This is a genomic window from Mesorhizobium sp. WSM4819 (genome assembly GCF_055811215.1).
Window position 1 is genome coordinate 254,913 of record NZ_JBVVQO010000001.1, and the last position, 26,829, is coordinate 281,741.

Below are 26,829 nucleotides of genomic sequence, written 5' to 3' on the forward strand. Positions count from 1 at the left end.
TCAGCCGTTGACGGCCTGCTTGTGCTGAACCGGGTGGCTCTTCTTGAGCAGGTCCGAGACCAGGAACGCCAGTTCGATCGCCTGGTCGGCGTTGAGGCGCGGGTCGCAATGGGTGTGGTAGCGGTCCTGCAATTCCTCGGCGGTGATGGCGCGGGCGCCACCGGTGCATTCGGTGACGTTCTTGCCGGTCATTTCGATATGGATGCCGCCCGGATGCGTGCCTTCGGCGCGATGCACCTCGAAGAAGCTCTGCACCTCCTTCAGGATGCGGTCGAACGGCCGTGTCTTGTAGCCGGCGGCCTCGATCGTGTTGCCATGCATCGGGTCCGACGACCACACCACGCTGCGGCCTTCCTTCTGCACTGCGCGCACCAGCTTCGGCAGATGCTCGGCGACCTTGTCGGAGCCGAAGCGCGCGATCAGCGTCAGCCGGCCGGGCTCGTTTTCCGGATTGAGCAGGTCGATGAGCTGCAGCAAGCCGTCCGGCGTCAGCGACGGGCCGCATTTCAGGCCAAGCGGGTTCTTGATGCCACGGCAGTATTCGACATGGGCATGGTCGGGCTGGCGGGTGCGATCGCCGATCCAGATCATGTGGCCGGAGGTTGCATACCAGTCGCCCGAGGTCGAATCGACGCGGGTCAGCGCCTCCTCGTAGCCGAGCAGCAGCGCCTCGTGGCTGGTGTAGAAGTCGGTCTCGCGCAGCGCGTAATTGGTCTCCGAGGTGATGCCGACAGCCTTCATGAAGTCCATCGTCTCGGTGATGCGGTTGGCGAGCGACTCGTATTTCTCGCCCTGCGGGCTGTCGGACACGAAGCCGAGCATCCATTGATGCACGTTCTCCAGGCTGGCGTAGCCGCCCTGCGCAAAAGCGCGCAACAGGTTGAGCGTCGCCGCTGACTGGCGGTAGGCCATCTCCTGGCGTGCAGGGTCGGGAATGCGCGACTTGGCGTCGAACTCGATGCCGTTGATGATGTCGCCGCGATAGCTGGGCAGGGTCACGCCGCCCTTGGTCTCGGCGTCCGAAGAGCGCGGCTTGGCGAACTGGCCGGCAACACGGCCGACCTTCACCACCGGCTGCGCGCCGGCGAAGGTCAACACCACGGACATCTGCAGGAAGACGCGGAAGAAGTCGCGGATGTTGTCCGCGCCATGTTCGGCAAAACTCTCGGCGCAATCGCCGCCCTGCAGAAGGAATGCGTCACCGGCAGCGACGGTCGCAAGCTGCTTCTTCAGCTTGCGTGCCTCACCTGCAAAAACCAGCGGTGGAAAGGTGGCGAGCTGGGCTTCCGTGTTCTTCAGCGTGGCAAGATCCGGATAGGCAGGAACCTGCTGGATCGGCTTTGCTCTCCACGAATTCGGCGACCATTTCGTCATCGTTGCACCCAAAATTCTTTCCAGCGGGTGCTGCCGCCCGCCATTTCGCCCCAATATGGGGATCGCGGCTCCATACACGAAGCCGATTTCCTATTCTAGACCGGAATTTCGGTGGTGGCGAATGGCGCAAGCTCGCCGCCTGTCTTTCCTTCTCCCCTTGTGGGAGAAGGTGGGTTGGCGCGCAGCGCCAAGACGGATGAGGGGTGTTGGCCGGAGCGCGGTTTTGCCAAGCTGGAACACCCTCATCCGACCGCTTCGCGGCCACCTTCTCCCACAAGGGGAGAAGGGGGAGCCGGCCGAGCCGCGTTAAGCCGCCTTCTCCACCAGCCTTGCCAGCTGCGTCATGACGACCGCTGAACCGGCCAGCCGCTTTTCAGGTGTCGGCCAGTCGCGGACGAAAACGACGCTGTGGTCCGGCCGGATCTTGGCCAGCGAACCCTGCTCGCCGATGAAGGTGACCAGCCCGACGGGGTTGGAGAACTCGCGCTTGCGGAAATGGATGACGACGCCCTTTGGTCCGGCATCGAGCTTTTCGACATTGGCCTTGCGGCACAGCGCCTTGATGAAGACGATCTTCAAGAGATGCTTCACTTCCTCCGGCAGCGGTCCGAAGCGGTCGATCAGCTCGGCGCCGAAAGCGTCGATCTCCTCGGTGTTTTCGAGATCGCCGAGGCGGCGGTAGAGCGCCAGCCGCAGCTGCAGGTCCGGAACATAGCTTTCGGGGATCATCACCGCCGTGCCGACGGCGATCTGCGGCGACCAGCCGCCATCCTGCACCTCGCCGGAATCCTTGACCTCGGCGACGGCCTCTTCAAGCATCTGCTGGTAGAGCTCGAAGCCGACCTCCTTGATGTGGCCGGACTGCTCTTCGCCGAGAAGATTGCCGGCACCTCGGATGTCGAGATCGTGGCTGGCGAGCTGGAAACCGGCGCCGAGCGTGTCGAGCGACTGCAGCACCTTCAGCCGGCGCTCGGCGGTATCGGTCAGCTTGCGGTTGGCCGGCAGCGTGAACAGCGCATAGGCGCGCACCTTGGAGCGGCCGACGCGGCCGCGCAGCTGGTAGAGCTGCGACAGGCCGAACATGTCGGCGCGATGCACGATCAGCGTGTTGGCGGTCGGGATATCGAGGCCGGATTCGACGATGGTGGTCGACAACAGCACATCGTACTGGCCGTCGTAGAAGGCGTTCATGATGTCGTCGAGCTCGCCGGGCGGCATCTGGCCGTGAGCGACAGCCACCTTTAGTTCGGGCACGGATTCACGAAGGAAATCATGAATTTCCGCCAGATCGCTGATGCGTGGCACGACATAGAAGGAATGACCGCCACGGTAGCGTTCCCGCAGCAGGGTCTCGCGAATGACCAGCGGGTCGAAAGGCGAGATGAAGGTGCGCACCGCCAGGCGGTCGACCGGCGGCGTGGCGATCAGCGACAGTTCGCGCACCCCGGTCAATGCCAGTTGCAGCGTGCGCGGGATCGGCGTTGCCGACAGCGTCAGCACATGCACGTCGCTCTTCAGGTCCTTCAGCCGTTCCTTGTGCTTGACGCCAAAATGCTGTTCCTCGTCGATGATCAACAGGCCGAGATTCTTGAACGAGATCGACGAGCCGAGCAGCGCGTGAGTGCCGATGACGATGTCGACGGTGCCGTCGGCGATGCCTTTCTTGGCCTCTGCCAGTTCCTTGGCGCCGACCAGCCGCGAGGCCTGAGCGACGCGGATCGGCAGGCCGGAGAAGCGCTGCGAGAAGGTCTTGAAATGCTGGCGCGACAGCAGCGTCGTCGGCACCACCACCGCGACCTGAAAGCCTTCCATCGCCGCAATGAAGGCGGCGCGAAGTGCCACCTCGGTCTTGCCGAAGCCGACATCGCCGCAGATCAGCCGATCCATCGGCTTGCCGGCGCCCAAGTCGCCCATGACCGAATCGATCGCCGTCTGCTGGTCGTCGGTCTCCTCATAGGGAAACCGCGCGGCGAATTCGTCATAGAGACCGTCTGCCGGCACCAGCGAAGGGGCAGCGCGCATCTGCCGCTCGGCGGCGATGCGGATCAACTGTCCGGCCATGTCGAGCAGGCGTTTCTTCAGCCGCGCTTTTCTGGACTGCCAGGCGCCGCCGCCAAGCTTGTCCAATGTCGCCTCAGTCGAATCCGAGCCATAGCGCGACAAAAGCTCGATGTTCTCCACCGGCAGGAACAGCCGGTCGTCGCCGGCGTAATGGATTTCGAGGCAATCATGCGGCGCGCCGACCGCCTCGATGGTGCGCAGCCCGATGAAGCGGCCAATACCGTGGTCGCTATGGACGACGATGTCGCCGGAGGACAAAGCCGAGGCCTCGGCGATGAAATCGGAAGGGCGCTTCTTGCGCTTCGAGCGACGGATGAGCCGGTCGCCCAGAATGTCCTGCTCGGCGACGACGACCAGTTTCTCGGTCTCGAAGCCGGATTCGAGCGGCAGCACGGCAAGTCCCGCCTGTCCCGGTTCGAGCTTTTCCGCCTCGGCCAGCGTAGCCACCGGCTCGAGGTTGCCGAGATGATGCTCGGCCAGGATCTGGCCGAGCCGGTCGAGCGAACCTTCGGTCCAGCCGGCGACGACGACGCGGCGGCGGGCGGCGCGCTCGTCGCCAATGTGTTTTACAACGACGTCGAAGACGTTGACGTTGGGGTCGGCGCGTTCCTCGACGAAGCTGCGGCCGTGCCGCGACCCGGCATGGTAGATTTTCCTGGCGCCGGCGTCGGGCGCGTCGAACGGCGTAAAGTCGATCGCCTCGCGCGGGCCAAGCGAGGCGATGAGGTTTTCCGGCGACAGATAAAGCAGGTCGGGCGGCACCGGCTTGTAGGGGACGGCGTCCTTCAGCGCGCCGTCGGCCTGCTTCCTGCGCGCCTCGTAATGGTCGAGGATCAGCGCATGGCGCTCGGCCAGTGCCTCATGCGCCAGATGGTCGAACACCACAGGCGTGTCCGGCAGATAGTCGAACACCGTCTCCAGCCGCTCGTAGAAGAACGGCAGCCAGTGCTCCATGCCGGCAAAACGCCGTCCCTCGCTGACCGCCGCATAGAGCCCATCGTCACGCGAGGGCGCGCCAAAAGCGTCGATGTAGGAGCGGCGGAAGCGGCTGATGGTCTCCGGCGTCAGCGCCACTTCGCTCATCGCCTGCAGCGCCATCGACTTGCGCTGGCCGGTGGTGCGCTGCGTGGCGGCGTCGAAGACGCGGATCGATTCCAGCGTGTCGCCGAAGAAATCGAGCCTGAGCGCTTCCGTCCAGCCCGGCGCAAACAGGTCAAGAATGCCGCCGCGCACGGCGAACTCGCCGACGCCGCGCACGGTCGGCACCCGCTCGAAGCCTGATATCTCCAGCCGCGACGCCAGTGCGTTCATGTCGATCTGGTTGCCGGGTTTGGCGTGAAATGTCTGCGCCTCGACAAGGCTTGCCGGCGGAATTCGCTGCAGCAGCGCGTTGGCAGTGGTCAGGATGACGGCGCGGTGCGGATTTTTTGCCAACGCGATCATCGCGGTGAGCGCGTCCAGTCGCCGCGCGGCTGCATCCGGGCCGGGCGAAACGCGGTCATAGGGCAGACAATCCCAGGCCGGCAGTTCGAGCACCGGCAGGCCAGGCGCGGCGAAGGAAAGCGCCTCGACGATCGAAGGCAGGCGCTGGCCGTCGCGTGCCACGAACAGCACCGGCTTGTCGGGCGCGATCTCGTGCGCGGCCTGCACCAGCGCGAAGGCTTCGTAACCGTCGGCGACTCCGTCGACGATGAACTGGCCGGCGCGGCCTTTCGGCAGGCCAATTGTGGGAATCAGGCTCATGGAATCACGTATTTCAGAATGTCATCGCCTGGCGCGACGCCAGGATTTTTTGCAGGACGGCACAGTTGATGTCAGCCGGAATCGGCCGCTCGCCGGTGATCACGGGCAGGAATTCGGTATCGGCAATTTCGAGGAGCCTCTCATATTGGTCGAGTTCGTCGCCGGTCAAGGCGCCGATCTCGGCGTCGGCGAAACTGCCGAGAATAAGGTCCATTTCGCGCATGCCGCGATGCCAGGATCGAAACAGAAGCTTGCGGCGGCGGGTGTCGAGCCCCTCGCTTGATCGTCTCGTTCCGGTCATCGTCCAGCATCCTTGCCTGAAGCGGCGCATATAGCGTGGATAGAGCGCGGTGTCAGCCTTGCAACGGTCCGGTGGGTGTCTAACATCCCGGTGTGACATACACTCCTGACACCGTCGGCGCTAAGACCCCCCTCTGTCCTGCCGGACATCTCCCCCTCAAGGGGGGAGATTTGCCGTCGCGACTGATTTCGCCAATCTCCACCGCTGCAGGATGGGCGATGAGGCCAAAGCTGCCGATCTCCCCCCGTAAGGGGGAGATGGCCGGCAGGCCAGAGGGGGGTGAGCGCCGACACCCATGAGACCTTCCCTCCTCGATCCGCTGTTTGTCCCGATCACCTCGCTTGCCGGCGTCGGGCCGAAGGTCGGCGCACTGATCGAGAAAATCGTGCCGGCCGATCTTGGTGATCGCCGCCCCGCACGTGCCGGCGATCTTCTGTTCGTGCTGCCGCATTCGGTGATCGACCGCCGCAACCGGCCGGGCATCGCCGGTTCGGCTGAAGGCGCGATCGTCACCCTGGAAGTGCGCATCGATCGCCACCAGCCGCCGCCGCGCGGCAACAGATCGGTGCCGTACCGGGTTTACGCCCATGACGACACCGGCGAGATCGCGCTGACCTTCTTCCATGCGCACGCCGCCTATCTCGAAAAAGCAATGCCCGAGGGCGAGCATGTCGTGGTCTCCGGCCGCATGGAATGGTTCAACGGCCGCCCGACCATGGTTCATCCCGACCACATCGCGCTGGCCAGCGAAGCGGAAAACCTGCCGCTGGTCGAGCCGGTCTATCCGCTCACCGCCGGGCTCTCGGGAAAAGTGCTGCGCCGGGCAATCGGCCAGGCGCTCGCTCGCTTGCCGGTGCTGCCGGAATGGCTAGAGGATGAGTTTCTGCGCCGCCGCAGCTTTCCCGCCTTCGGCGACGCGCTCGCCCGCATCCACAATCCCGCCGACCCGATCGACGTGTCCGTCGACGGCGCGGCCTGGCGGCGTCTCGCCTATGACGAGTTTCTGGCAGGCCAGGTGTCGCTGGCGCTGGTGCGCGCAAAAGTCCGCCGCCTGTCCGGCCGGCCGCTGGTCGGGGACGGCCGCTTCGTCGAAAAGCTGCGCGCCGCCCTTCCCTATTCGCTGACCAATTCGCAGGAAATGGCGCTTGCCGAAATCAATGCCGATCTCGGTGACCCCGAACGCATGCTGCGCCTGCTGCAGGGTGATGTCGGCTCAGGCAAGACGGTTGTCGCGCTGCTCGCCATGGCGCGCGCTGTCGAGGCCGGCGGCCAGGCGGCATTGATGGCGCCGACCGAAATCCTGGCGCGCCAGCATCTTGTGACGATTGCGCCGTTGGCCGAACAAGCCGGCCTGCGCATCGCCATCCTCACCGGCCGCGAAAAGGGCCGCGAGCGCACCGAGACGCTGACCGGCCTGGCCAGTGGCGAGATCGACATCGTCGTCGGCACCCACGCGCTGTTCCAGCAAACAGTGACGTTCCACGACCTGGTCCTTGCCGTCATCGACGAGCAGCACCGGTTTGGCGTCCACCAGCGGCTCGCCATCACCGCCAAGGGCGACGCGCCCGACATGCTGGTGATGACGGCGACGCCGATCCCGCGCACGCTGGTGCTGACTGCTTTCGGCGACATGGATGTGTCGAAGCTGACGGAAAAGCCGGCCGGGCGCCAGCCGATCCGCACCGTCACCCTGCCGCTCGAGCGGCTCGACGAACTGGTCGGCCGCATGCGCGACGCCGTCGCCGACGGCCAGAAGATCTATTGGATCTGTCCGCTGGTCGAGGAATCCGAAGAGATCAAGCTGATGTCGGCGGAGGACCGTTTTGCCTCCTTGAAGCCGCTGTTCGGCGACCGGATCGGCCTGGTGCACGGCCGCATGAAGGGCGCCGAAAAAGACGAGGCGATGCGCGCCTTCAAGGCCGGCGAGACACGCATCCTGATCGCCACCACGGTCATCGAGGTCGGCGTCGATGTGCCGGATGCGACGATCATGGTCATCGAGCATGCCGAGCGCTTCGGCCTCGCTCAGTTGCACCAGTTGCGCGGCCGGGTCGGTCGCGGCGAAAAACCGTCGTCCTGCGTGCTGCTCTACAAGGACCCGCTCGGCGAGACGGCAACGCGCCGGCTGTCAGTGATGCGCGAGACTGAGGACGGGTTTCGCATCGCCGAGGAAGATCTGAAACTGCGTGGCGAAGGCGAGTTGCTCGGCACCCGCCAGTCCGGCACACCTGGCTTCCAGGTGGCGCGCATCGAGGCGCATGCCGACCTGCTCGAAGCCGCTCGCGACGACGCGCGGCTGATCCTGTCGCGCGATCCGGAACTGCAATCCGAACGCGGCGCCGCCCTTCGCATGCTGCTTTATTTGTTCGGCCGCGACGAGGCGGTGCGGCTCTTGCGCGCCGGCTGAGGCCCGGCGTCGACCGGCGGATTGCCGACCTGAACGCCGATCTGCTTGCCGTTCAACGTCACCATGTTCGTCTTGACCGCCGGCGCGACCAGCCCTGCCGAAACGATCAGCTTGGCGCCGTCCTCGATCGTCATGTCGAGCAGCACGATATCGGATTTCGGCACATACATCAGGAAGCCGGTGGTCGGGTTGGGCGTGCACGGCATGAACACCGCGATCAGCGGATCACCCTCCTGGTCGAGCTTCTGGTTGATCTCGGTTTCCTTCTCGCTGGCAACGAAGACCAGCGACCAGACGCCCTTGCGCGGGTATTCGACCAGCCCGACCTGGCGAAACATGTCGCCCTTGTTCGACAGCACGGTCTCGAAGATCTGCTTCAGCGACCCATAGATGCCGCGCACCAGCGGCATGCGGCCGAGCAGCCGCTCACCGAACAAGACGATAGCCCGGCCAACGATATTGGCGGTCAGGAACCCGATCAGGGTGATCAGGATCAAGGCGACGATCAGCCCGAATCCCGGAACCGGCGCCGGCAGATAGCTATCGGGATTGTAACGCGCCGGAATATAGGGTTTCACCCAGGAATCGACCCAGCCGATGAACGACCAGGCGATGTAGGCGGTGATCGCCAGCGGCGCGCAGACGACAAAGCCTGTCAGAAAGTAATTCCGCAGCCGGGTCATGCCTGAGGTCTTGGAAGCATCGGACATGGTTCACCGCAGCGCTGATTGCGGCGCGACATTAATGAACCGCATCCGGCTTTGGAACTGCGAATTTTTTAAATGATCAACTATGCCGCGACTTCCAGCGGCTCGATCTTCTCGAGCTCAGGCGCGAGTTTCCGTGCCTCGGTTTCGAGCTCATAGGCCTGCTGAAAATTCATCCAGAATTCCGGCGTGGTGTTGAAGAACCTGGCGAGGCGAAGCGCGGTATCGGGAGTCAAGCCGATCTCTTCCTTGGCAATGCGTTCGATACGAGTGCGCGGAAGATTAAGCTTCTTCGCCAGCGCGCCAGCGCTCATGCCAAGCGGGAGGAGATATTCCTCGCGCAGGAAATCTCCGGGGTGAATTGGACGTGCGAACTTGAGCATGGTTCAGGGACCTCGAAGGATTAGGGCAAGTGCCCACTCAATGGTAGTCGACGATCTCCACATCCTCGGCGCCAGCATCAGTCCATCTGAAGCAGATGCGCCATTGGTCGTTGATACGGATAGAATGCTGCCCAGCTCTACTCCCTTTCAGGGCTTCAAGGTGGTTTCCGGGTGGCGATCTAAGGTCATTCAATTGGGCGGCATTGGCGATAGCACGAAGACGACGTTCGCCACGGGCAACCAGATCGGGTGGAAAACCCTTCGGCGCCTTCCCCTCGGCAACCGCTTCCACCGCCTTGCCTTCGAACGAAACGATCAATTTCTGCCCCTCGTCACGTATCATACATTGATACACGAGGGCGTGCAAGAAATATGTATCAATAACTGATACTAACCGTCACCGGACCTATCGGCAGCTGGTCGAAACTTGCCAGCCCTTACTCCACCGTCACCGATTTCGCCAGGTTGCGCGGCTGGTCGACGTCGGTGCCCATGAACACCGCGGTGAAATAGGCCAGCATCTGGATTGGCAGCGCGTAGATGATCGGCGAGATGATTTCCGGCACGTCCGGCAGCACGATCGTCTCCATCGTCTTCACCGTGGCGTGCGCGGCACCCTTGCTGTCGGTGATCAGGATGATCTTGCCGCCGCGCGCCGCCACTTCCTGCATGTTCGACACGGTTTTTTCAAAAATCCGGTCATGCGGGGCAATGACGATCACCGGCATGTTCTCGTCGATCAGCGCGATCGGCCCGTGCTTCAGCTCGCCGGCAGCATAGCCCTCGGCATGGATATAGGAGATTTCCTTGAGCTTCAGCGCGCCTTCCATGGCCAGCGGGAAATTGGTATCGCGGCCAAGATAAAGCACGTTCTTGTAGTGCGAGAGGTCGCGCGCGACCTTTTCGATCTGGCCGTCGAGTTTCAGGACCTGGTTGGCATAGCGTGGCGCTTCCGACAGTTGGCGGACCAGCGTCGTTTCCTGTTCTTGCGAAATCGTACCGCGCGCCACGCCGGCCCGCACGGCAAGCGAGGCCAGCACCGACAATTGACAGGTGAAGGCCTTGGTCGAGGCGACACCGATCTCCGGCCCGGCCAGCGTCGGCAGAATAACGTCGGATTCGCGCGCCATCGTCGATTCGCGGACATTGACGACTGCGCCGATTTTCATGCCCGCTTTGCGGCAATAGCGCAGCGAGGCCAGCGTGTCGGCGGTCTCGCCCGATTGCGAGATGAAGAAAGCGGCGTCTGTCTTCGACAGCGGCATTTCACGGTAACGGAATTCCGAAGCGACATCGATGTCGACCGGCAGCCGCGCATAGCGCTCGAACCAATATTTGCTGATCAGGCCGGCCAAAAAGGCGGTACCGCAGGCCGAAATCGCCAGCCGGTCGATTTTGGCGAAATCGAACGGCAGGTCGAGCGGCTTCGAGACGCCGCCAACGAAATCCACATAATGGGCCAGCGTGTGCGAGATCACCTCGGGCTGTTCATGGATTTCCTTCTCCATGAAATGGCGCCGGTTGCCCTTGTCGACCATGAAGCTGGTGCTGAGCGACTGCTGGCGCTTGCGGTCGACCTTGTTGCCGTCCATGTCGAAGATGGCGACGTCGTTGCGGCGCACCACCGCCCAGTCGCCGTCCTCCAGATAGGTGATCGAATTGGTGAAGGGGGCAAGCGCGATGGCGTCGGAGCCCAAAAACATCTCGCCATCGCCATGGCCGACGGCCAGCGGCGGGCCGTTGCGCGCGCCAACGATGAGATCCTCGTCTCCCCTGAACATGATGGCCAGCGCAAAGGCGCCTTCCAGCCGCTTCAGCGCCTGGTGCGCGGCCTCGACCGGCTGCAGGCCCCTGGCCAGTTCGCGCCCCACTAGATGTGCGACGACCTCGGTATCGGTCTGCGATGAAAATGTGTAGCCGTCGCGCATCAGCTCGTCGCGCAATTCGGCGAAATTCTCGATGATGCCGTTGTGGACGATGGCGACGCCATCGGAAAAATGCGGATGCGCATTGGTCTCGTTGGGCACGCCATGCGTCGCCCAGCGCGTATGGCCGATGCCGATCATGCCGTCGAGCGGTTCGTCCTTCAGCCGGCGCTCGAGATTGATCAGCTTGCCCTCGGCGCGGCGACGCGCCAGCTGGCCGTGCTCGACGGTGGCGACGCCGGCCGAATCATAGCCGCGATATTCGAGCCTTTTCAGCGCATCGACGATCAGTGGCGCGACCGGCGAGTGACTGACAATTCCGACGATACCGCACATAGACGTTGCCCCTGATTCCGGCATGAAAAACCCGGCGCCATTTAGGGTTGGCCGGGCTGCCGCGAAAATCACATTGCGCTTCGTTCCGTATCAGCCGGAACGGTTCTGCACAAATGCACCATGACCGAGTGCGCTTGCAATCCGATTACCGCAGCCAGGCTAGCCTTTTTTCCGGGCAGCCGCAGCCGAAGCAAAACGCTCGCGCAATTCCTTGCCCTTGCCGGGCAGCGTCTTCTGGCGGGCGCGGCCGAAGGCGAGCGCATCGTCGGGCACGCTTTCGGTGATCACGCTGCCCGAAGCGACGTAGCCGCCCTTGCCGATTGTGACAGGCGCCACCAGCGACGAATTCGAGCCGACGAAGGCGCCTTCGCCGATGTCGGTGAAGAATTTCGAGTAGCCGTCATAATTGCAGGTGATGGTTCCAGCGCCGATATTGGCGCCGGCGCCGACGCGGGCATCGCCGATATAGGTCAGGTGATTGACCTTGGCGCCCTCCTCGACCGTCGCCTGCTTGACCTCGCAGAAATTGCCGACCTTGGCTTTTTGCTTGAGATCGGAACCCGGCCGCAGCCGTGCAAACGGACCGACAGCGCAATTCGAAGCGATCGTGGCGCCTTCAATATGGCTGAAGGCATGGATCCTGGCACCGGTGGCGATTGTCACGCTCGGCCCGAACCAGACATTGGGCTCGACGATCGTGTCGGCGCCGATCTCGGTATCGTGCGAAAAGAAGACGGTTTCGGGCGCGATCAGCGAAACCCCGGAGAGCATGGCTTCGCGCCGCCGGCGCGCCTGCCAGATGCCTTCGGCCGCAGCGAGTTCGGCACGGTTGTTGATGCCGAGCACATTTTCAAAGCCAGCTTCTGCGGCAATGACATTAAGGCCTTGCCCGCCCGCGATCTCGACGATGTCGGTGAGATAATATTCGCCCTTGGCGTTGTCGTTGCCGACCTGGTCGAGCAGCTGCAGCGCGTGCTTGCCTGCAACCGCCATCAGCCCGCCATTGCAGAAGGTGATTTTCTTCTCCTCGTCGGTGCAGTCCTTTTCCTCGCGGATGGCGATGAGCTTGCCGCCTTTTTCAATCAGCCGGCCATAGCCGGACGGATTTGACGTGCGGAAGCCGACCACAACGACGGCAGCGCCATCAGCCAGCTTCAGGCGCGCAGCCGTCAGCACCTCCGGATCGATCAGCGGCGTATCGCCGAACATGACGAGGATGTCGTCGTAACCCTTTGAGATCGCATCGCGAGCCGCCAGCACGGCATGCGCCGTGCCGAGCCGCTTGTCCTGGACGAAGGTTTCCGCCTTCGGCGCGAACTTTTGCGTGGCCCTGCGCATCTCGTCCGCGCCATGGCCGATCACCAGTGCCAGATCACCGCTGCCTGCGGCTTCCGCAGCCTTGACGACATGGGCGACCATCGGCAGGCCAGCGATCGGGTGCAGCACTTTTGGCACGGCGCTTTTCATGCGCGTGCCTTCGCCGGCGGCGAGGATGACGGACAGGCAGGTTCTCTGGCTCATGGAATGCGACCATATAAAGAGGGTTGGGAATCAAGGCATGTCTAGCCCGGAAACTCACTAGCATTGGCGCCATGCTGCACCAATGCGGTTAAATTCCGGTGAGACGGTTGTGCTGCTGTCAGCCAATGCCGGCGCTGCCGGCAGGCAGATGAGGGGCAGCGCAAACCTGAGCGATCGTCGCGCTGACAATGTCAGTTGCGATAGCTGTGAGCCGCACGACTTGATCCAATTTCACCCCAACTGCCCCAGCACCGGGAAATTCTCCAGCAGCCAGTAGGATGCAGCCTGCACACCGCCGGTCAGAAAAAACACGCCGGCGACGACCAGCAGCGCGCCCATTGCCCTTTCGACGCGGCCGAGATGGACGCGGAATTTTGCGAGAAAGCGCATGAAGGCGCCGGAAAACAGCGCCGCGACCAGGAACGGTATGCCGAGGCCGAGCGAATAGGCGGCAAGCAGAGCCGCGCCCTCGCCCACCGTCTCGCGGCCGCCGGCCAGCGTCAGGATCGGCCCCAGCACCGGTCCGATGCAGGGTGTCCAGCCGAAGGCGAAGGCCAGCCCCATGATGTATGCGGCAACGATACTGGCCGGCTTGCCCTGCGACTGGAAGCGCGCCTCACGCGACAGCAGCGGGATGCGCAATATGCCGAGAAAATTCAGCCCCATCAGGATGATGAGCACGCCAGCCGCCATCGCCAGCGGCTCCTGCCAGACGCGCAGCAACCGGCCGATGGTCGAGGCGCCGGCGCCCAACGCCACGAAGACGGTCGAGAAGCCGAGAACGAAGGCGATCGAGGCAAAAAGCAGCGCGCCGCGTGCGTCGGCCCTGGCGGTGACGCCGGCATTGCCGCGGAAATCATCGACCGACACGCCGGCCATATAGCAGAGATAGGGCGGCACCAGCGGCAGCACGCAAGGCGACAGGAACGAGATCGCCCCCGCCCCGACCGCGCTGACATAGCCGATATCCAACGCCATTCCCGAACTCCTGATGGTTTGCGCTGCCATATAGCCGCGACCGCGCCGATCCGCCAATCACCATCGCGTGGCAAGTCGCACGGCCGTTTGCCACGCCTGTCTCGCCCGTCAACGTCGCATCATGCCTGCCGTCTCTTCAAACCAGGGCTGGCGCGTGATCGATGTTTCTCTTATATCGGCGGAAGTATTTGTCCCGTTCTCCCGGATTCATTGCCGGTTTGTCCAACGATCAGGGCAGCCGCTCTCGCTATCCAGGATTGCGGATATCACATGACGCACCCCTCAACGCAGGACTGCATTTTGGGCGCTTGCCCTTGACCGAATGCAAAAGCACGGCCATGTGAGCGACAATTATACGAGATTTCGTCGCGCGCAGCGGAATTCTTCTGCCGCACCACAGCTGATATGAGACCTCATGGACGTCGTCGTCGTCGAATCGCCGGCCAAAGCGAAGACAATCAACAAGTACCTCGGAAAGAACTACAAGGTCCTGGCCTCGTTCGGCCACGTCCGCGATCTGCCGGCCAAGGATGGCTCGGTGCGTCCGGACGAGGATTTTGCCATGTCCTGGGCTGTCGACACCGCCTCGAGCAAACGTCTTGCCGACATCGCCAAGGCGGTCAAGGACGCCGACGGCCTGATCCTCGCCACCGATCCGGACCGCGAGGGCGAAGCCATTTCCTGGCACGTTCTGGAAGTGCTGAAGCAGAAGCGCGCGCTGAAGGACAAGCCGGTCAGCCGCGTCGTCTTCAACGCCATCACCAAATCGTCGGTGCTGGAAGCGATGGCCAATCCGCGCCAGATCGATGCGCCGCTGGTCGACGCCTATCTCGCCCGCCGCGCGCTCGACTATCTCGTCGGCTTCACGCTGTCGCCCGTGCTGTGGCGCAAGCTGCCGGGCGCCCGCTCCGCCGGCCGCGTCCAGTCGGTGGCACTGCGCCTCGTCTGCGACCGCGAATTGGAAATCGAGCGCTTCATCCGCGAGGAATACTGGCAGATCGCCGCCATTCTCGGCACGCCGCGCAAGGATAATTTCGAGGCGCGGCTGACTGCCTTCGATCGCAAGAAACTGCAAAAGCTCGACATTTCGAACAAGGCACAGGCCGACGACATCAAGGCGATGCTGGATGGCGCGACCTTCAAGGCGCTGTCGGTCGAAGCCAAGCCGACCAGGCGCAATCCAGGCCCGCCCTTCACCACCTCGACGCTGCAGCAGGCCGCCTCCTCGCGCCTCGGTTTTTCGGCAAGCCGCACCATGCAGGTGGCGCAGCGGCTCTATGAAGGCATGGACATCGGCGGCGAGACCACCGGCCTGATCACCTATATGCGAACCGACGGCGTGCAGATGGCGCCCGAGGCGATATCGGCCGCGCGCGATGCGATCGCAAAAGAGTTCGGCCCAAAATACCTGCCCGAAAAGCCGCGCAACTACACGACCAAGGCCAAGAACGCCCAGGAAGCGCACGAAGCGATCCGCCCGACCGATTTCATGCGCACGCCGGCTTCGGTCAGGCAATATCTCGATGCCGACCAGGCGCGGCTTTACGAGATTGTCTGGAAACGCGCCATCGCCAGTCAGATGCAGCCAGCCGAGATCGAGCGCACCACGGTCGAGATCGAGGCGGTCAACGGCGCCCGCAGCGCGGAGCTTCGCGCCGTCGGTTCGGTCGTTCGATTCGATGGCTTCATTGCCGCCTATACCGACCAGAAGGACGAGGATGCGGAAGACGAGGAAGATCGCCGTCTGCCCGAGATCCGTGCCGGCGAACAACTCGACCCCGAGGCGATCAACGCCACCCAGCACACCACCGAACCGCCGCCGCGCTATTCGGAAGCCTCGCTGATCAAGAAGCTGGAAGAGCTCGGCATCGGCCGGCCGTCGACCTACACGGCGATCCTGAAGACGCTGGAGGACCGCGACTACGTCAGCATGGACAAGCGCAAGCTGTTGCCGCAGGCCAAGGGCCGGCTGTTGTCGGCCTTCCTCGAAAGCTTCTTCGAGCGCTATGTCGAATATGATTTTACCGCTTCGCTCGAGGAAAAACTCGACGAGATTTCCGACGGCAAGCTCGCCTGGAAGGATGTGCTGCGCGATTTCTGGAAGGATTTTTCAGGCGCCGTCGCCGACATCAAGGAATTGCGCGTCACCGACGTGCTCGACGCCCTCAACGAGGAACTGGCGCCTCTGGTGTTTCCCGCACGGGAAGACGGTTCAAATCCGCGGATATGCCCGAAATGCGGCACCGGCAACCTGTCGCTGAAGCTCGGCAAATTCGGCGCCTTTGTCGGCTGCTCGAACTATCCCGAATGCTCCTTCACCCGCCAGCTCGGCGACGCCGCCAACCCCAATGCCGAAAACGGCAATGGCGAGGACGGCACCAAGGTGCTGGGCAAGGACCCCTACACGGCAGAGGAAATCTCGCTGCGCAGTGGTCGTTTCGGCCCCTATGTCCAGCGCGGCGACGGCAAGGAAGCCAAGCGCTCCAGCCTGCCCAAGGGCTGGAACGTCGATTCGATTGACCACGAAAAAGCCCTCGCCCTGCTGTCGCTGCCGCGCGACGTCGGCAAGCATCCGGAATCCGGCAAGATGATCTCGGCCGGGCTGGGGCGATATGGTCCGTTCGTGCTGCACGACGGCACCTACGCCAATCTCGACAATATCGAGGACGTGTTCTCGATCGGTCTCAACCGCGCCGTGTCGGTGATCGCCGAGAAGCAGTTGAAAGGCCCCGGCGGTCGCAATGGCGGCACGCCCGCCGCCTTGAAGGAACTTGGCGAGCATCCGGCGGGCGGCGGCAAGATCATCGTGCGTGACGGCAAATACGGGCCCTATGTCAATTTCGGCAAGGTCAATGCGACGCTGCCGAAGGGCAAGGACCCGCAGTCGGTGACGATCGAGGATGCGGTGGCGCTGATTGCCGAGAAGGAAGCCAAGGGCGGCAATGGCGGCAGAAAGCCCTTCCGCAAAGCGGCCGCACCTGCCAAAAAGCCTGCGGCCAAGAAACCGGCGGCCAAGAAAGTGGCCAACAGAAAGGGATAGTGCATCGTGGCGCGCAGGGAATCCGGAAGAAGTCATGGCGATCTGCGCACCGCCGACACCCGGGCCAAGGTCAAGGATGATTACCGGCCGTCCCGCGACGAAATCCTGCGCTACATCGCCGAAAATCCGGATCGCTCAGGCAAACGCGACATCGCCAAGGCGTTTGCGCTGCGCGGCGAAGACCGTATCTGGTTGAAGGATGTTTTGCGCGACTTGCAGGATGAGGGCCTGCTGACCAAGGAGCGCAAGCGGCTCGCCCGCGTCGGCGCCCTCGCCCATGTTGCCGTGCTCGACATCTTTGGCCGCGACGCCGACGGCTTGCTTTTGGCGCACCCGACCGAAGCCGTGGGCAACGGCGAGCCTCCCGTCATAGCGATCCGCGTGTCGCGTGGCGGCGGCGGTCCGACACCGGGCATTGGCGACCGCGTGCTGGCCAAGACCTTTCCAACCGATGACCCGACCGGCCCTGCCTATACCGGGCGGGTGATGAAGATCTTCGAGAAGCGCACCGATGCCGTTCTCGGCGTTTTTCGCGTGCTGCAGGACGGTACCTTCCGCATCGAGCCTGTCGAAAGACGCCAGCCGGAACTGGTCGTCGACAAGGAATTCCAGAACGGCGCCAAGAACGGCGATCTGGTCGAGGTCGAGCCGGCGCGGGCCTCCCGCTACGGGCTGCCCAGGGCCAAGGTGCTGGCGGTGCTGGGTTCGCTAACCAGCGAAAAGGCGGTCTCGATGATCGCCATCCACGCGCACGACATTCCGCATATTTTCCCGGCAGACGTCATCGCCGAGGCGGAGGCGGTCAAACCGGCGACGCTGGCCGGCCGCGAAGACTGGCGCGAGCTGCCGCTGGTCACCATCGATCCGGCCGACGCCAAGGACCATGACGACGCCGTGTTCGCGACAGCAGATCCGGACGAGAAGAACCCCGGCGGCGTGGTCGTTACCGTGGCGATTGCCGATGTCGCCGCTTATGTGCGCTATGGCACCGCGCTCGACCGCGAGGCGCTGAAGCGCGGCAACTCGGTCTATTTCCCGGATCGCGTCGTGCCGATGCTGCCGGAGCGCATCTCCAACGACCTTTGTTCGCTGCGCGAAGGCCAGGACCGCCCGGCGCTGGCGGTCCGCATGACCTTCTCGGCCGATGGCCGCAAGCTCAGGCATTCGTTCCACCGCATCATGATGAAATCGGCGGCAAAACTCGCCTATCGCCAGGCGCAGGCCGCGATCGACGGCGCGCCGGACGACAAGACCGGCCCGATCCTCGACACGGTGATGAAGCCGCTGTGGGACGCCTATGCCGTGGTGAAGCGCGGTCGTGAGACGCGCCAGCCGCTCGAGCTCGAACTGCCGGAGCGGAAAATCCTGCTCAAGGAGGACGGCACCGTCGACCGCGTTGTCGTGCCGGAGCGGCTCGACGCGCATAAGCTGATCGAAGAATTCATGATCCAGGCCAATGTCGCGGCGGCCGAGACGCTGGAGGCGAAACGACAGGCGCTGGTCTACCGCATCCATGACGCACCTTCGCTCGCCAAGCAGGAATCGCTGCGTGAATTCCTGCAAACGCTTGGCCTGTCGCTGGCGCGCGGCGCCCAGATGCGGCCCAACCAGTTCAACGGCATTCTGGATCGCGTCCGCGGTGCCGACCATGAGGGGCTGGTCAACGAGGTGGTGCTGCGCACGCAGATGCAGGCCGAATATTCGCCAAGCAATATCGGCCATTTCGGCCTCAACCTGAAACGCTATGCGCACTTCACCTCGCCGATCCGCAGATATGCCGACCTGATCGTGCATCGCGGGCTGATTGCCGCGCTCGGCTTCGGTGCAGGCGGACTGACGCAGGATGAAGCGGAGCGGCTGGAAGAAGTTTCCGCGCTGATCTCAGCCACCGAGCGCCGCGCCATGGCGGCCGAGCGCGACACGATCGACCGGCTGATCGCCGCCTATCTGGCAGAGCGTGTCGACGATCGCTTCGATGCACGCATTTCGGGCGTCACCAAATCGGGACTATTTGTCCAATTGCCGCAGTATGGCGCAGATGGTTTCATTCCGGTGTCAAGTCTGGGCGGCGATTACTATATATACGACGAAACTGCCCGATCGCTTTTCGGAGAACGCACCGGCAAGGGCTATCAGCTTGCCGACCGCGTCGAGGTTCGCCTGATCGAGGTGGCGCCTATGGCCGGCGCGATGCGTTTCGAGATGCTGACCGACCCAAAGCCGCTGCCCGGCTCCAAACGGTCGTTTCACAAGGCCAAGGGCCGCGCCCGTGCGTCGCAATCGCGTCCAGGCTCGCGCGGCAGGAGACGGTAATGCCAAGCGATCTGAAAATGAACGAACAGGTTTTCGGCGGCCAACAGCACTCGGGCCGGATCGCCCGCCCGCTATGGACGGCGATGAAGCGTGGCGCGTTTGGCCGCTGCCCGCATTGCGGCGAGGGAAAGCTGTTTCGTGCCTTCGTCAAGACCGTCGATACATGCGACCATTGCGGTGAGGCGCTTCATCACCACCGCGCCGACGACCTGCCGGCCTATCTGGTGGTGGCCATCGTCGGCCACGTCGTGCTCGGCGCCTTCATGGGTGTCGAAGCGGCCTCCACTCTGTCCACATGGCAGCACGTTGCCATCTGGGTGCCGCTGACCATCCTCATGGCGATCGTCTTGCTGCAGCCGGTCAAGGGCGCCGTCATCGGCCTGCAATGGGCGTTCTATATGCACGGCTTCGGCGGGGAAGAAGATCTGATCGATTCGCATCCCGAGGCTTGAAACCGAGGCTGGCGCAAATCGGCATGGCTGGACGCCACTTTCGCATCGAAGAAGATTCCGCTAGGTCGTGCGCATGGACGTTATGATCAAGGCGGAAGTCGACAAGGTTGAGCCGATCGCGCTCGACGCCAGGCCTATACGCCCGCGCGACGCCGCGACGCTGATCCTGCTCGACCGCAAGGGCGCCGAGTTCCTGGTGCTGATGGGCAGGCGCCACGCCCGTCACGCCTTCATGCCGGGGAAATTCGTCTTTCCCGGTGGCGGCACTGATCCGGCCGACAGCCGAATTCCCGTTGCCACAGCGCTGCACCCTGAGGAGCAGGCGAGGCTTACCGCCGGCGTCGGCCGCACCAGCCCGGCCCGCGCCCGCGCCATCGCTTTGTCGGCGATTCGCGAGACCTATGAAGAAGCCGGCCTGCTGATCGGCCAGAAGGGCGCCTTCGCCACGACCAGGCGCGATTGGCAGGGTTTTGCCGAGCACGGCGTAAGGCCGTCGCTGGAAGCGCTGCGCTTCATCGCGCGCGCCATCACCCCGCCGAACCGGGTGCGGCGCTTCGACACGCGCTTCTTCAGCGCCTGGCGCGAAGACGTCGCCGTGGAGCTGCCGGACGGCGGTCCGACCAACGAGCTGGAGGAACTGGTCTGGCTGCCGCTCGCCAAGGCCAGAGAAGCTGATGTGCCCGACATCACCAGGGCCATCCTGGGGGAGCTGGAAAAGCGGCTCGTCGACGATCCGCTGCTGCGCCCCGGTGGTTCCGTGCCGTTCTACCGGCTTGTCGGCAATCGCTTCGTTCGCGAAATTCTGTAGAACATAGAGCATTCACATCCCATGACAGTCGATACCCAGCAAGAGGTCGAAGAACGCGTCCATTGGCTGCCAATGATCGCCGCGATCTCGTCGATCAGCGTCGTCGGCATCGCCATCGGCCTCGGCATGCCGCTGCTCAGCGTCATTCTCGAAACGCGCGGCCATTCGGCGTCGATGATCGGCTTCAACACCGCTGTCGCCGGCCTCGCCTCGATCGCCGGCGCACCGCTCGCCACCCCGCTGGCGATGCGGTTCGGCGTCGCCAGGACGATGCTCGCCATGATCGCCACCGGAGTGCTGGCCTTTGTCGGCTTCCATTTCGCACCGGACTTCTGGATGTGGTTTCCGCTGCGCGTCCTGCTGCACATCGCGCTGACGGTGCTTTTCATCCTGTCGGAATTCTGGATCAGCACATCGGCGCCGCCGCACCGGCGCGGTCTCGTCCTCGGCATCTACGCCACCGTGCTGTCGCTCGGCTTTGCCGCCGGGCCGTGGCTGTTCGCCCAACTCGGCAGCGCTGGCTTCCTGCCCTTCGGCGTCATCATGGCGCTGGTGACGCTGGCCGCCATTCCAGTTCTGGCGGCCCGCAACGAGAGCCCGACGATCGTCTCCAACGGCGAAACCAGCAACTTCCTGCGCTACATCTGGTTGGTGCCAACGGCGACCGCTGCGGTGCTGGTGTTCGGCGCGGTCGAGACCGGTGGCTTTGCGCTGTTTCCCGTCTATGGCAATCGTATCGGCTACTCCGAGGCCGATGCCGCCCTGCTGCTCACCATGATCGGCCTCGGCAACGTGCTGTTGCAGATCCCGCTCGGCATGATCAGCGACCGTGTCAGCGACCGCCGTTATCTGCTTCTGGCCTGTGCAACCATCGGGCTTGCCGGCACCATCTTCATGCCGCACTTCGCGCAGAACTGGCATCTGATGGCGGCGCTTCTGTTCGTCTGGGGCGGCGTCGTCGCGGCCATGTACACGATCGGTCTGGCCCATCTCGGCTCGCAGCTTTCCGGCCACGACCTGGCCTCGGCCAACGCTGCCTTCGTGCTCTGCTACGGTGTCGGCATGGTGCTCGGCCCGCAGGCGATCGGCATCGGCATGGACCTTTTCGGCCCCTCCGGTTTCGGCTGGGCGCTCGGCTTGTTCTTCGCCTTCTATATCGCGCTGGTCGGTGCCAGGCTCATCCGAAAACTCCTGTAAAAAGACCCGATCGATGCCTCAGGTGGCGCAAGGCTGCTGACATAACCGTGTCAGCAGCACCTGGGTAGATTGTCAGCAACACGCCACGAATTTGAGGATGCCGCCATGATCGACTCCGGGTTTGAAACGAAATCGCTGCGGATGGAATTGCTGCTGCTTGTGACCTTCCAGGCGCCGGCTTCCGATGTCGACCGTATCATGGAAGCGGTGGTCGCGATCGCCCCGCTCAGCATGGGCAAATACGACAGCAATGCCTACCAGTCGGCGCACGGCATCGAGCGCTACCGGGCGCTCGATGGTGCTGCCGCCGGCGCCGAGACCGAATTGCGCCGACGGCATGGCACGGTGGAAGTGTCGTTCGAACTGCCCGACGACCAGGCGTTGGCCGCCCGCATCGTCGAGGCGATCTTCCAGGTCCACAGCTATCAGGAGCCGGTGATCCGCATCCAGCCGATCCTCGCCAGCCGCTCCAAGGGATTGGACGATCGCTCCAACCCGAACCGCTGGTGGAACACCACGGGAGACTGGAAGAAGGCCGCCCCAGTTAAAGAAGATGCGTAGAATCGGAACGCGGCCGGATGAGGGGGGCTCCGCTGTGGCACCGACAGCAATCCGTCCAACACCCCTCTTCCGTCTCGCCGCTTCGCGCCGATCCACCTTCTCCCACAAGGGGAGAAGGAAGAGGCCGGCTCACAGGGTGTCTCACAGGGTTGACTTTCCGGGCGCGTTGTTTATGTGTCGCGCCAAGTTTCCCGCGTCCGGGTGGTTTTCCCGTGCTCCAGCGGCCAAGACTCCACGAACATAATGGACTGATACAATGGCCAAAGCCGCAAACATCAAGATCAAGCTTCTGTCGACCGCCGACACCGGTTTCTTTTACGTGACCAGCAAGAACAGCCGCACCAAGACCGACAAGCTGTCGTTCCGCAAATACGATCCGGTCGCCAAGAAGCACGTCGAGTTCAAGGAAACCAAGATCAAGTAATCTGCTTTCCTGCTTGAGACAAAAACGCCGCCCCGTGGGCGGTTTTTTTGTTTTCAAAGCTCGAAAAGCCCAGCATTTCCAACGCTTGGCGCAGTGACTTGATGTCATTTTGAGGTCTGGGGGCCGGCCGGCGTTTGGCAGCGGTACGAGGAGGCCACTATGTGCCAGCGCCGGCCGGCCGACCCCACGGACCCAGGAGATGCGGCGGACCTGAATCATGGGGTATTCTTCGGATCGATCCGGCGATCTAGCCTCGCGCCGGTCCCGTCATCGGCCTGCACATTTGCGCAACAGCCTGCGAAAATCAACAATTTCTTAACCAAGCCCGGCGAATCGCTTGCGTTAAGGTAAATTCGTAACCCTGTCACATTGACAGGATAATCGGACTTTTACGCCGCCTTGGCGACGACCCGGTTGCGGCCGGCGCTCTTGGCTTCGTAGAGCGCGAGGTCGGCCCGCTTCATCAGCCCGGCAACCGAGTCGACACCCTTCAGCACCGACGACACGCCGACGCTGACGGTAACCTCGATCGTCTTGCCGTCCTGACCGACGGCAAACGGCATCTGGGCGATTTCGGCGCGAATACGCTCCGCCACCTTTTCGGCGACCGCGCCGTCCGTGTCCGGCATCACCACGACGAACTCCTCGCCACCGAAGCGGCAGGCGAGATCGATGCCGCGCACATTCTTGCGCAGCCGCCGCGCGAATTCGCGCAGCACCTCGTCGCCGCCGTCATGGCCATGCGTGTCGTTGACGGTCTTGAAGCGGTCGAGATCGGTGATCATCACCGACAGCGGCCGCCGCCGCGCCACGGCGCGGTCGAACAGTGTCTGCAGATGGCTGTCGAGGTAACGGCGATTGTGCAATCCCGTCAGCGGGTCGGTCACCGCCATCTCGATGGTCTGGGTGACGCTGGCGCGCAACTGGTCGTTGTAGCGCTTGCGGCGCACCTGCGTGCGCAGCCGCGCGGTCAATTCATGCTGGTCGATCGGACGCATCAGATAATCGTTGATGCCAAGCTCGAGGCCGCGGACGATGCGTCCCTCCTCACCCTGCTCCGCCAGAAGGATGATCGGCACGAAACGGGTGCGATCGAGCGAACGCAGTTGCGAGCAGAGCCTGAGCGGATCGAAATCGGCAAAACCCGTCGAGATCATCACGCATTCATAGGGCGTCTCGGCGGCCTGGAAGAAGCCGGCATGCGGATCGGTGGCGATGTCCAGGTCGGCACTGCTGCGCAGCATCTTCTGGACGCGCTCAATGGAGGATTTGCGCTCGTCGATCAGTAGAACCTTCGGCGTGGTGTCCGCGGACGCGAAGTTGCGGCTCAACAGTTCCTCGATGCCGATATTGCGCGTGGTCGAGGCGCGCAGGCGCAGCTCATCGGTCAAAGTCTTCAGCCGGACCAGGCTTTTGACGCGGGTCATCAACTGCAGATCGTTGACCGGCTTGGTCAGAAAATCGTCCGCACCGGCCTCGAGGCCGCGCACCCGGTCCGAAACCTGGTCGAGCGCGGTGATCATGACAACAGGGATGTGCGACGTCGCCGGATCGCTCTTCAGCCGGCGACAGACTTCGAACCCGTCCATGTCAGGCATCATCACGTCGAGCAATACGACATCGACCTTGCCGTTTTCACAGGTCTCGATCGCGTCCGGCCCGTTGGTGGCGGTCAGCACCTCGAAATATTCGGCAAGCAGCCGGACCTCGAGCAGCCTGACATTGGCAGGGATGTCGTCGACGACGAGGATCCGTGCAGTCATCTCATAAAGCTCCGGCTCGGCTGGAAGGGCGCATCAGGCGTCGCCCAGGTAGGATTTGATGGTTTCGATGAAACGCGGCACCGAGATCGGCTTGGAAATATAGGCTTCGCAGCCACCCTGGCGGATACGCTCCTCATCGCCTTTCATCGCGAATGCGGTGACGGCAATGACCGGGATGACATGGAGGTCGTCGTCCTCCTTCAGCCATTTGGTCACTTCCAGCCCCGACACTTCGGGCAGCTGGATGTCCATCAAAATGAGGTCCGGCTTGTGCAGTCGCGCCAGATCCAGCGCTTCCAGACCGTTGCGCGTGCGTACCGTCTCGTAACCGCTCGCTTCAATGAGGTCGCGAAAGAGCTTCATGTTAAGCTCGTTGTCCTCGACGATCATGACCTTCTTAGGCATCAAATTCCCGTCCCGGCCTGCCTTCCGCTCGAAGGATGCCGCCATGCGCCCTCGCCGGTACGCACCAAACCCTGCTCAACTCTACCGCGAGATAATTGACGAAACGGAAACCGGCTGCCGGAAAAGCTTCGGATTTCACCGCGAACTCCGCATTGCAGAGACAGATGGCTTGCCGCAGGCGACGCTTGCGATTACTGCCAAAAACAGACTCATTCAACCCACAAGAAGGTAGTGATGGCAAACCCAGGGTCAATGCGCGAGGAAGCGGAAACCATTGCCGTGAAGGCATTGGGCTTCGTCGCCGCCGATCCGGAACTTCTGCCCCGCTTCCTGGCGATCACCGGCATCGAGGCGCATTCGATCCGCCAGGCCGCCGGCGAGCCGGGATTCCTGGCCGGCGTGCTGCAGTTCATCCTCGCCCACGAGCCGACGCTCATGCGGTTCGCGGCGGAAACCGGCACGCCGCCGGCTTCCGTCGGCAAGGCGCTGCGGGCGCTGCCGCTGGGCGACGACGACCATGAGCATTCGATATAAGCGACGATCGGATCGCCAAAACGCCTATGGCGTCGCTTCTTCTTCGCCGTCGTCGCCTTCATCATTCGCAACCGGATCGGCCGGCTTCACCATGACACCATTGACGGTGACCGAACCGTCCGGCTTGCCGTTGACGACCCATTCGATGCGGCCGTCCGGCAGCGTCTTGCCGAATCCCTTGATCGCAAGAGCCACCGGCACATATTGCGCGGCTTCCGGCTCCGACTTCGCTGCCGCCTGCAGGCTTTCCACGATCCTGTCATAGCCTGCGATATCGATGGTCACATTGGCCTCCGGCTTCATGCCGGCGAACGTCATCTCGCCTTCCATCGCGATTTCCATATCGCCGTTTTTCACCGTGCTGTGGCCGATGACAAATTTCGGCATCTTGGCCATGAAATCAGCGGTCAAGGTGTCGCCGAAGTCGGCCGGCAGCGGTGGATTCTTGTTCAGATCAAAGGCTTCGATCGCCTTCTTCGCCATGCTATCGAGATCGATATTGGCGCCGCCGAAACTCAGATTGACATCGGTCGGCAGCAGCGCCGTGCTCCAGGCGGGCGCGAGATTGTCAGGGATCTTCAGTCCCGCGGCCCTGATCGAGTAGTTGATTGCTCCGTTCTGGGCGATGCCGTCGGTCCCGAAGCCTGTGTCCAGCTCAGTCGCCCCGAAAAGCCCGACTGGGCTTTCGACGGTGAGATCCTTGAACCCGTAGGTTCCGTCGATCCGCTCCCACAGCGGCAGCGCGGCGAGCAGCAGCGATTTGAGCTGCGCCTGGTTGGCCTTCAGTCTGGCCTCGTCTTCATTGGCGACGGCAAATGCCAGCAGATCGAGAAGCGGCCTGGTCCGCACGCCTTTGCCGGTCGCGTTCACCGACAGCTTTGGCGATTTGATCGTGAGCGGGAATTTCAGCCCGCTCTTGGGATCGTCAAAGTCGAGCGCTTCGGCGAAATCGGCGAGCGACTGCGTTGCGGTAAAATCCACGCCGCCATTCGCAGCTTTGCTTGCGTTCATGGTGGCCGTACCGGCGCCGGTGCTCACCTTGGCGCGCTGCACGGCGTCCCGGGAATTCATCGTCATCCCGGCTATCGACTGTGTGGCGCTGGTGAAAGCCGCGAGTTCGGGATCGTAGACGCCGGAAAACTTGCCGTCTGTAATCGAGAACTCCATGCTCTGCGGGCCCTCTGGCCCCTTGAACTCGAAGGACCCGCTTTGCGACACGTCCGCCGAGACGCTCCATGTCCCGTTGCTGCCTGGCTTGACGAGCAATGCGTAGGGGCTGAAGTCGAACTTGAAGGAATTCTGCGCCGCCAGCAGGTCGACGACAGGTTTGAAGTCGACGGCGAGTTTATAGGCGTCGCCTTCCACCGAAACCTTCAGGAAGCCGCTGTCGATCGCCTTGCTGCCGAAATAGCGGGACAGATTTTCGGAGAGCTGCTTGGCACCCTCGCCGTCGACGGTCTGGCCGAAGGCAGGCGCGCTGAGCGCGAGGACAAAGACGGCCGGCAGAACACGATTCACGCAGAATCTCCGTTGCTGTTTCTGTGGTAAAAACTCCAGCCGCAACCGTAAGCGGAAACCGGCGGGGTGCAATCCCCT

The 26,829-nt window shown here is 63.1% G+C and carries 21 protein-coding genes; 9 read left to right on the top strand and 12 right to left on the bottom strand.

From position 1 onward, the window contains the following. From AC0L18_RS01190 to AC0L18_RS01200, 3 genes are all read right to left on the bottom strand, one after another. Positions 1-1,374: a class II 3-deoxy-7-phosphoheptulonate synthase gene (locus AC0L18_RS01190; protein WP_473490287.1), complete on the bottom strand. Its 1,374-nt coding sequence runs from the start codon at positions 1,372-1,374 to the stop codon at positions 1-3. Positions 1,375-1,680: 306 nt separating this feature from the next. Then, positions 1,681-5,178 (bottom strand): transcription-repair coupling factor, encoded by a 3,498-nt coding sequence (gene mfd, locus AC0L18_RS01195; RefSeq protein ID WP_473490288.1) that lies wholly within the window; start codon positions 5,176-5,178, stop codon positions 1,681-1,683. A 13-nt stretch (positions 5,179-5,191) separates the two neighbouring features. Further along, positions 5,192-5,479: an FAD assembly factor SdhE gene (locus AC0L18_RS01200; protein WP_473490289.1), complete on the bottom strand. Its 288-nt coding sequence runs from the start codon at positions 5,477-5,479 to the stop codon at positions 5,192-5,194. A 295-nt stretch (positions 5,480-5,774) separates the two neighbouring features. Here AC0L18_RS01200 and recG point away from each other — a divergent pair, with 295 nt between their 5' ends. Continuing rightward, a complete protein-coding gene (gene recG / locus AC0L18_RS01205; RefSeq protein WP_473490290.1) occupies positions 5,775-7,886 on the top strand; it encodes an ATP-dependent DNA helicase RecG in 2,112 nt (703 codons plus the stop codon). On the opposite strand, the gene AC0L18_RS01210 is transcribed toward recG, so the two are convergent. From AC0L18_RS01210 to AC0L18_RS01235, 6 genes are all read right to left on the bottom strand, one after another. Beyond that, on the bottom strand, positions 7,838-8,596 hold the full coding sequence (locus tag AC0L18_RS01210; RefSeq protein ID WP_473490291.1) for a DUF502 domain-containing protein: 759 nt from the start codon (positions 8,594-8,596) through the stop codon (positions 7,838-7,840). The genes recG and AC0L18_RS01210 overlap by 49 nt on opposite strands. 80 nt (positions 8,597-8,676) lie before the next feature. Further along, positions 8,677-8,976 (bottom strand): HigA family addiction module antitoxin, encoded by a 300-nt coding sequence (locus AC0L18_RS01215; protein ID WP_473490292.1) that lies wholly within the window; start codon positions 8,974-8,976, stop codon positions 8,677-8,679. Between the two features lie 37 nt (positions 8,977-9,013). Further along, the gene (locus tag AC0L18_RS01220; RefSeq protein ID WP_473490293.1) at positions 9,014-9,295 is read right to left on the bottom strand and encodes a type II toxin-antitoxin system RelE/ParE family toxin; all 282 of its coding nucleotides are present in this window, start codon (positions 9,293-9,295) and stop codon (positions 9,014-9,016) included. A gap of 118 nt (positions 9,296-9,413) precedes the next feature. Continuing rightward, entirely contained in the window at positions 9,414-11,237 is a 1,824-nt protein-coding gene (gene glmS / locus AC0L18_RS01225) for a glutamine--fructose-6-phosphate transaminase (isomerizing) (RefSeq protein WP_473490294.1), read from the bottom strand. A 159-nt stretch (positions 11,238-11,396) separates the two neighbouring features. Continuing rightward, on the bottom strand, positions 11,397-12,758 hold the full coding sequence (gene glmU, locus AC0L18_RS01230) for a bifunctional UDP-N-acetylglucosamine diphosphorylase/glucosamine-1-phosphate N-acetyltransferase GlmU (RefSeq protein WP_473490295.1): 1,362 nt from the start codon (positions 12,756-12,758) through the stop codon (positions 11,397-11,399). Positions 12,759-12,989: 231 nt separating this feature from the next. Next, entirely contained in the window at positions 12,990-13,736 is a 747-nt protein-coding gene (locus AC0L18_RS01235; protein WP_473490296.1) for a cytochrome c biogenesis CcdA family protein, read from the bottom strand. Positions 13,737-14,151: 415 nt separating this feature from the next. On the opposite strand from AC0L18_RS01235, the gene topA reads away from it, so the two are divergent. From topA to rpmG, 7 genes are all read left to right on the top strand, one after another. Continuing rightward, complete coding sequence (gene topA, locus AC0L18_RS01240; protein ID WP_473490297.1) at positions 14,152-16,776, top strand: type I DNA topoisomerase; 2,625 nt, start codon at positions 14,152-14,154, stop codon at positions 16,774-16,776. Between the two features lie 6 nt (positions 16,777-16,782). After that, on the top strand, positions 16,783-19,089 hold the full coding sequence (gene rnr, locus AC0L18_RS01245; protein ID WP_473490298.1) for a ribonuclease R: 2,307 nt from the start codon (positions 16,783-16,785) through the stop codon (positions 19,087-19,089). Then, complete coding sequence (locus AC0L18_RS01250) at positions 19,089-19,541, top strand: DUF983 domain-containing protein (protein ID WP_473490299.1); 453 nt, start codon at positions 19,089-19,091, stop codon at positions 19,539-19,541. The genes rnr and AC0L18_RS01250 overlap by 1 nt, the downstream gene beginning before the upstream one ends. 73 nt (positions 19,542-19,614) lie before the next feature. Beyond that, a complete protein-coding gene (locus tag AC0L18_RS01255) occupies positions 19,615-20,349 on the top strand; it encodes an NUDIX hydrolase (RefSeq protein WP_473490300.1) in 735 nt (244 codons plus the stop codon). 21 nt (positions 20,350-20,370) lie between these two features. Beyond that, a complete protein-coding gene (locus AC0L18_RS01260) occupies positions 20,371-21,546 on the top strand; it encodes an MFS transporter (RefSeq protein WP_473490301.1) in 1,176 nt (391 codons plus the stop codon). A 105-nt stretch (positions 21,547-21,651) separates the two neighbouring features. Beyond that, on the top strand, positions 21,652-22,107 hold the full coding sequence (locus tag AC0L18_RS01265; RefSeq protein ID WP_473490302.1) for a YqfO family protein: 456 nt from the start codon (positions 21,652-21,654) through the stop codon (positions 22,105-22,107). A 256-nt stretch (positions 22,108-22,363) separates the two neighbouring features. Then, the gene (rpmG, locus tag AC0L18_RS01270; protein WP_006201775.1) at positions 22,364-22,531 is read left to right on the top strand and encodes a 50S ribosomal protein L33; all 168 of its coding nucleotides are present in this window, start codon (positions 22,364-22,366) and stop codon (positions 22,529-22,531) included. Between the two features lie 389 nt (positions 22,532-22,920). Here rpmG and AC0L18_RS01275 read toward each other — a convergent pair whose 3' ends face one another. Then, positions 22,921-24,294 (bottom strand): PleD family two-component system response regulator, encoded by a 1,374-nt coding sequence (locus tag AC0L18_RS01275; RefSeq protein ID WP_023801084.1) that lies wholly within the window; start codon positions 24,292-24,294, stop codon positions 22,921-22,923. Between the two features lie 33 nt (positions 24,295-24,327). Further along, on the bottom strand, positions 24,328-24,684 hold the full coding sequence (locus tag AC0L18_RS01280; protein WP_287247952.1) for a response regulator: 357 nt from the start codon (positions 24,682-24,684) through the stop codon (positions 24,328-24,330). 249 nt (positions 24,685-24,933) lie between these two features. Here AC0L18_RS01280 and AC0L18_RS01285 point away from each other — a divergent pair, with 249 nt between their 5' ends. Continuing rightward, positions 24,934-25,233: a DUF3572 domain-containing protein gene (locus tag AC0L18_RS01285; RefSeq protein WP_027156292.1), complete on the top strand. Its 300-nt coding sequence runs from the start codon at positions 24,934-24,936 to the stop codon at positions 25,231-25,233. A 24-nt stretch (positions 25,234-25,257) separates the two neighbouring features. Here AC0L18_RS01285 and AC0L18_RS01290 read toward each other — a convergent pair whose 3' ends face one another. Then, positions 25,258-26,751: a hypothetical protein gene (locus AC0L18_RS01290; RefSeq protein ID WP_473490303.1), complete on the bottom strand. Its 1,494-nt coding sequence runs from the start codon at positions 26,749-26,751 to the stop codon at positions 25,258-25,260. Positions 26,752-26,829: the final 78 nt, after the last annotated feature.

What these genes read in the sequence shown, in the direction of transcription:
- topA (WP_473490297.1), top strand. Translation starts at nt 14,152, where the DNA reads ATGGACGTCGTCGTCGTCGAATCGCCGGCCAAAGCGAAGACAATCAAC.
- glmU (WP_473490295.1), bottom strand. Translation starts at nt 12,758, where the DNA reads ATGAGCCAGAGAACCTGCCTGTCCGTCATCCTCGCCGCCGGCGAAGGC.
- AC0L18_RS01250 (WP_473490299.1), top strand. Translation starts at nt 19,089, where the DNA reads ATGCCAAGCGATCTGAAAATGAACGAACAGGTTTTCGGCGGCCAACAG.
- AC0L18_RS01210 (WP_473490291.1), bottom strand. Translation starts at nt 8,596, where the DNA reads ATGTCCGATGCTTCCAAGACCTCAGGCATGACCCGGCTGCGGAATTAC.
- AC0L18_RS01255 (WP_473490300.1), top strand. Translation starts at nt 19,615, where the DNA reads ATGGACGTTATGATCAAGGCGGAAGTCGACAAGGTTGAGCCGATCGCG.
- AC0L18_RS01280 (WP_287247952.1), bottom strand. Translation starts at nt 24,684, where the DNA reads ATGATCGTCGAGGACAACGAGCTTAACATGAAGCTCTTTCGCGACCTC.
- glmS (WP_473490294.1), bottom strand. Translation starts at nt 11,237, where the DNA reads ATGTGCGGTATCGTCGGAATTGTCAGTCACTCGCCGGTCGCGCCACTG.
- AC0L18_RS01285 (WP_027156292.1), top strand. Translation starts at nt 24,934, where the DNA reads ATGGCAAACCCAGGGTCAATGCGCGAGGAAGCGGAAACCATTGCCGTG.
- mfd (WP_473490288.1), bottom strand. Translation starts at nt 5,178, where the DNA reads ATGAGCCTGATTCCCACAATTGGCCTGCCGAAAGGCCGCGCCGGCCAG.
- rpmG (WP_006201775.1), top strand. Translation starts at nt 22,364, where the DNA reads ATGGCCAAAGCCGCAAACATCAAGATCAAGCTTCTGTCGACCGCCGAC.
- AC0L18_RS01275 (WP_023801084.1), bottom strand. Translation starts at nt 24,294, where the DNA reads ATGACTGCACGGATCCTCGTCGTCGACGACATCCCTGCCAATGTCAGG.
- AC0L18_RS01260 (WP_473490301.1), top strand. Translation starts at nt 20,371, where the DNA reads ATGACAGTCGATACCCAGCAAGAGGTCGAAGAACGCGTCCATTGGCTG.
- recG (WP_473490290.1), top strand. Translation starts at nt 5,775, where the DNA reads ATGAGACCTTCCCTCCTCGATCCGCTGTTTGTCCCGATCACCTCGCTT.
- AC0L18_RS01265 (WP_473490302.1), top strand. Translation starts at nt 21,652, where the DNA reads ATGATCGACTCCGGGTTTGAAACGAAATCGCTGCGGATGGAATTGCTG.
- AC0L18_RS01235 (WP_473490296.1), bottom strand. Translation starts at nt 13,736, where the DNA reads ATGGCGTTGGATATCGGCTATGTCAGCGCGGTCGGGGCGGGGGCGATC.
- AC0L18_RS01215 (WP_473490292.1), bottom strand. Translation starts at nt 8,976, where the DNA reads ATGCTCAAGTTCGCACGTCCAATTCACCCCGGAGATTTCCTGCGCGAG.
- AC0L18_RS01200 (WP_473490289.1), bottom strand. Translation starts at nt 5,479, where the DNA reads ATGACCGGAACGAGACGATCAAGCGAGGGGCTCGACACCCGCCGCCGC.
- AC0L18_RS01190 (WP_473490287.1), bottom strand. Translation starts at nt 1,374, where the DNA reads ATGACGAAATGGTCGCCGAATTCGTGGAGAGCAAAGCCGATCCAGCAG.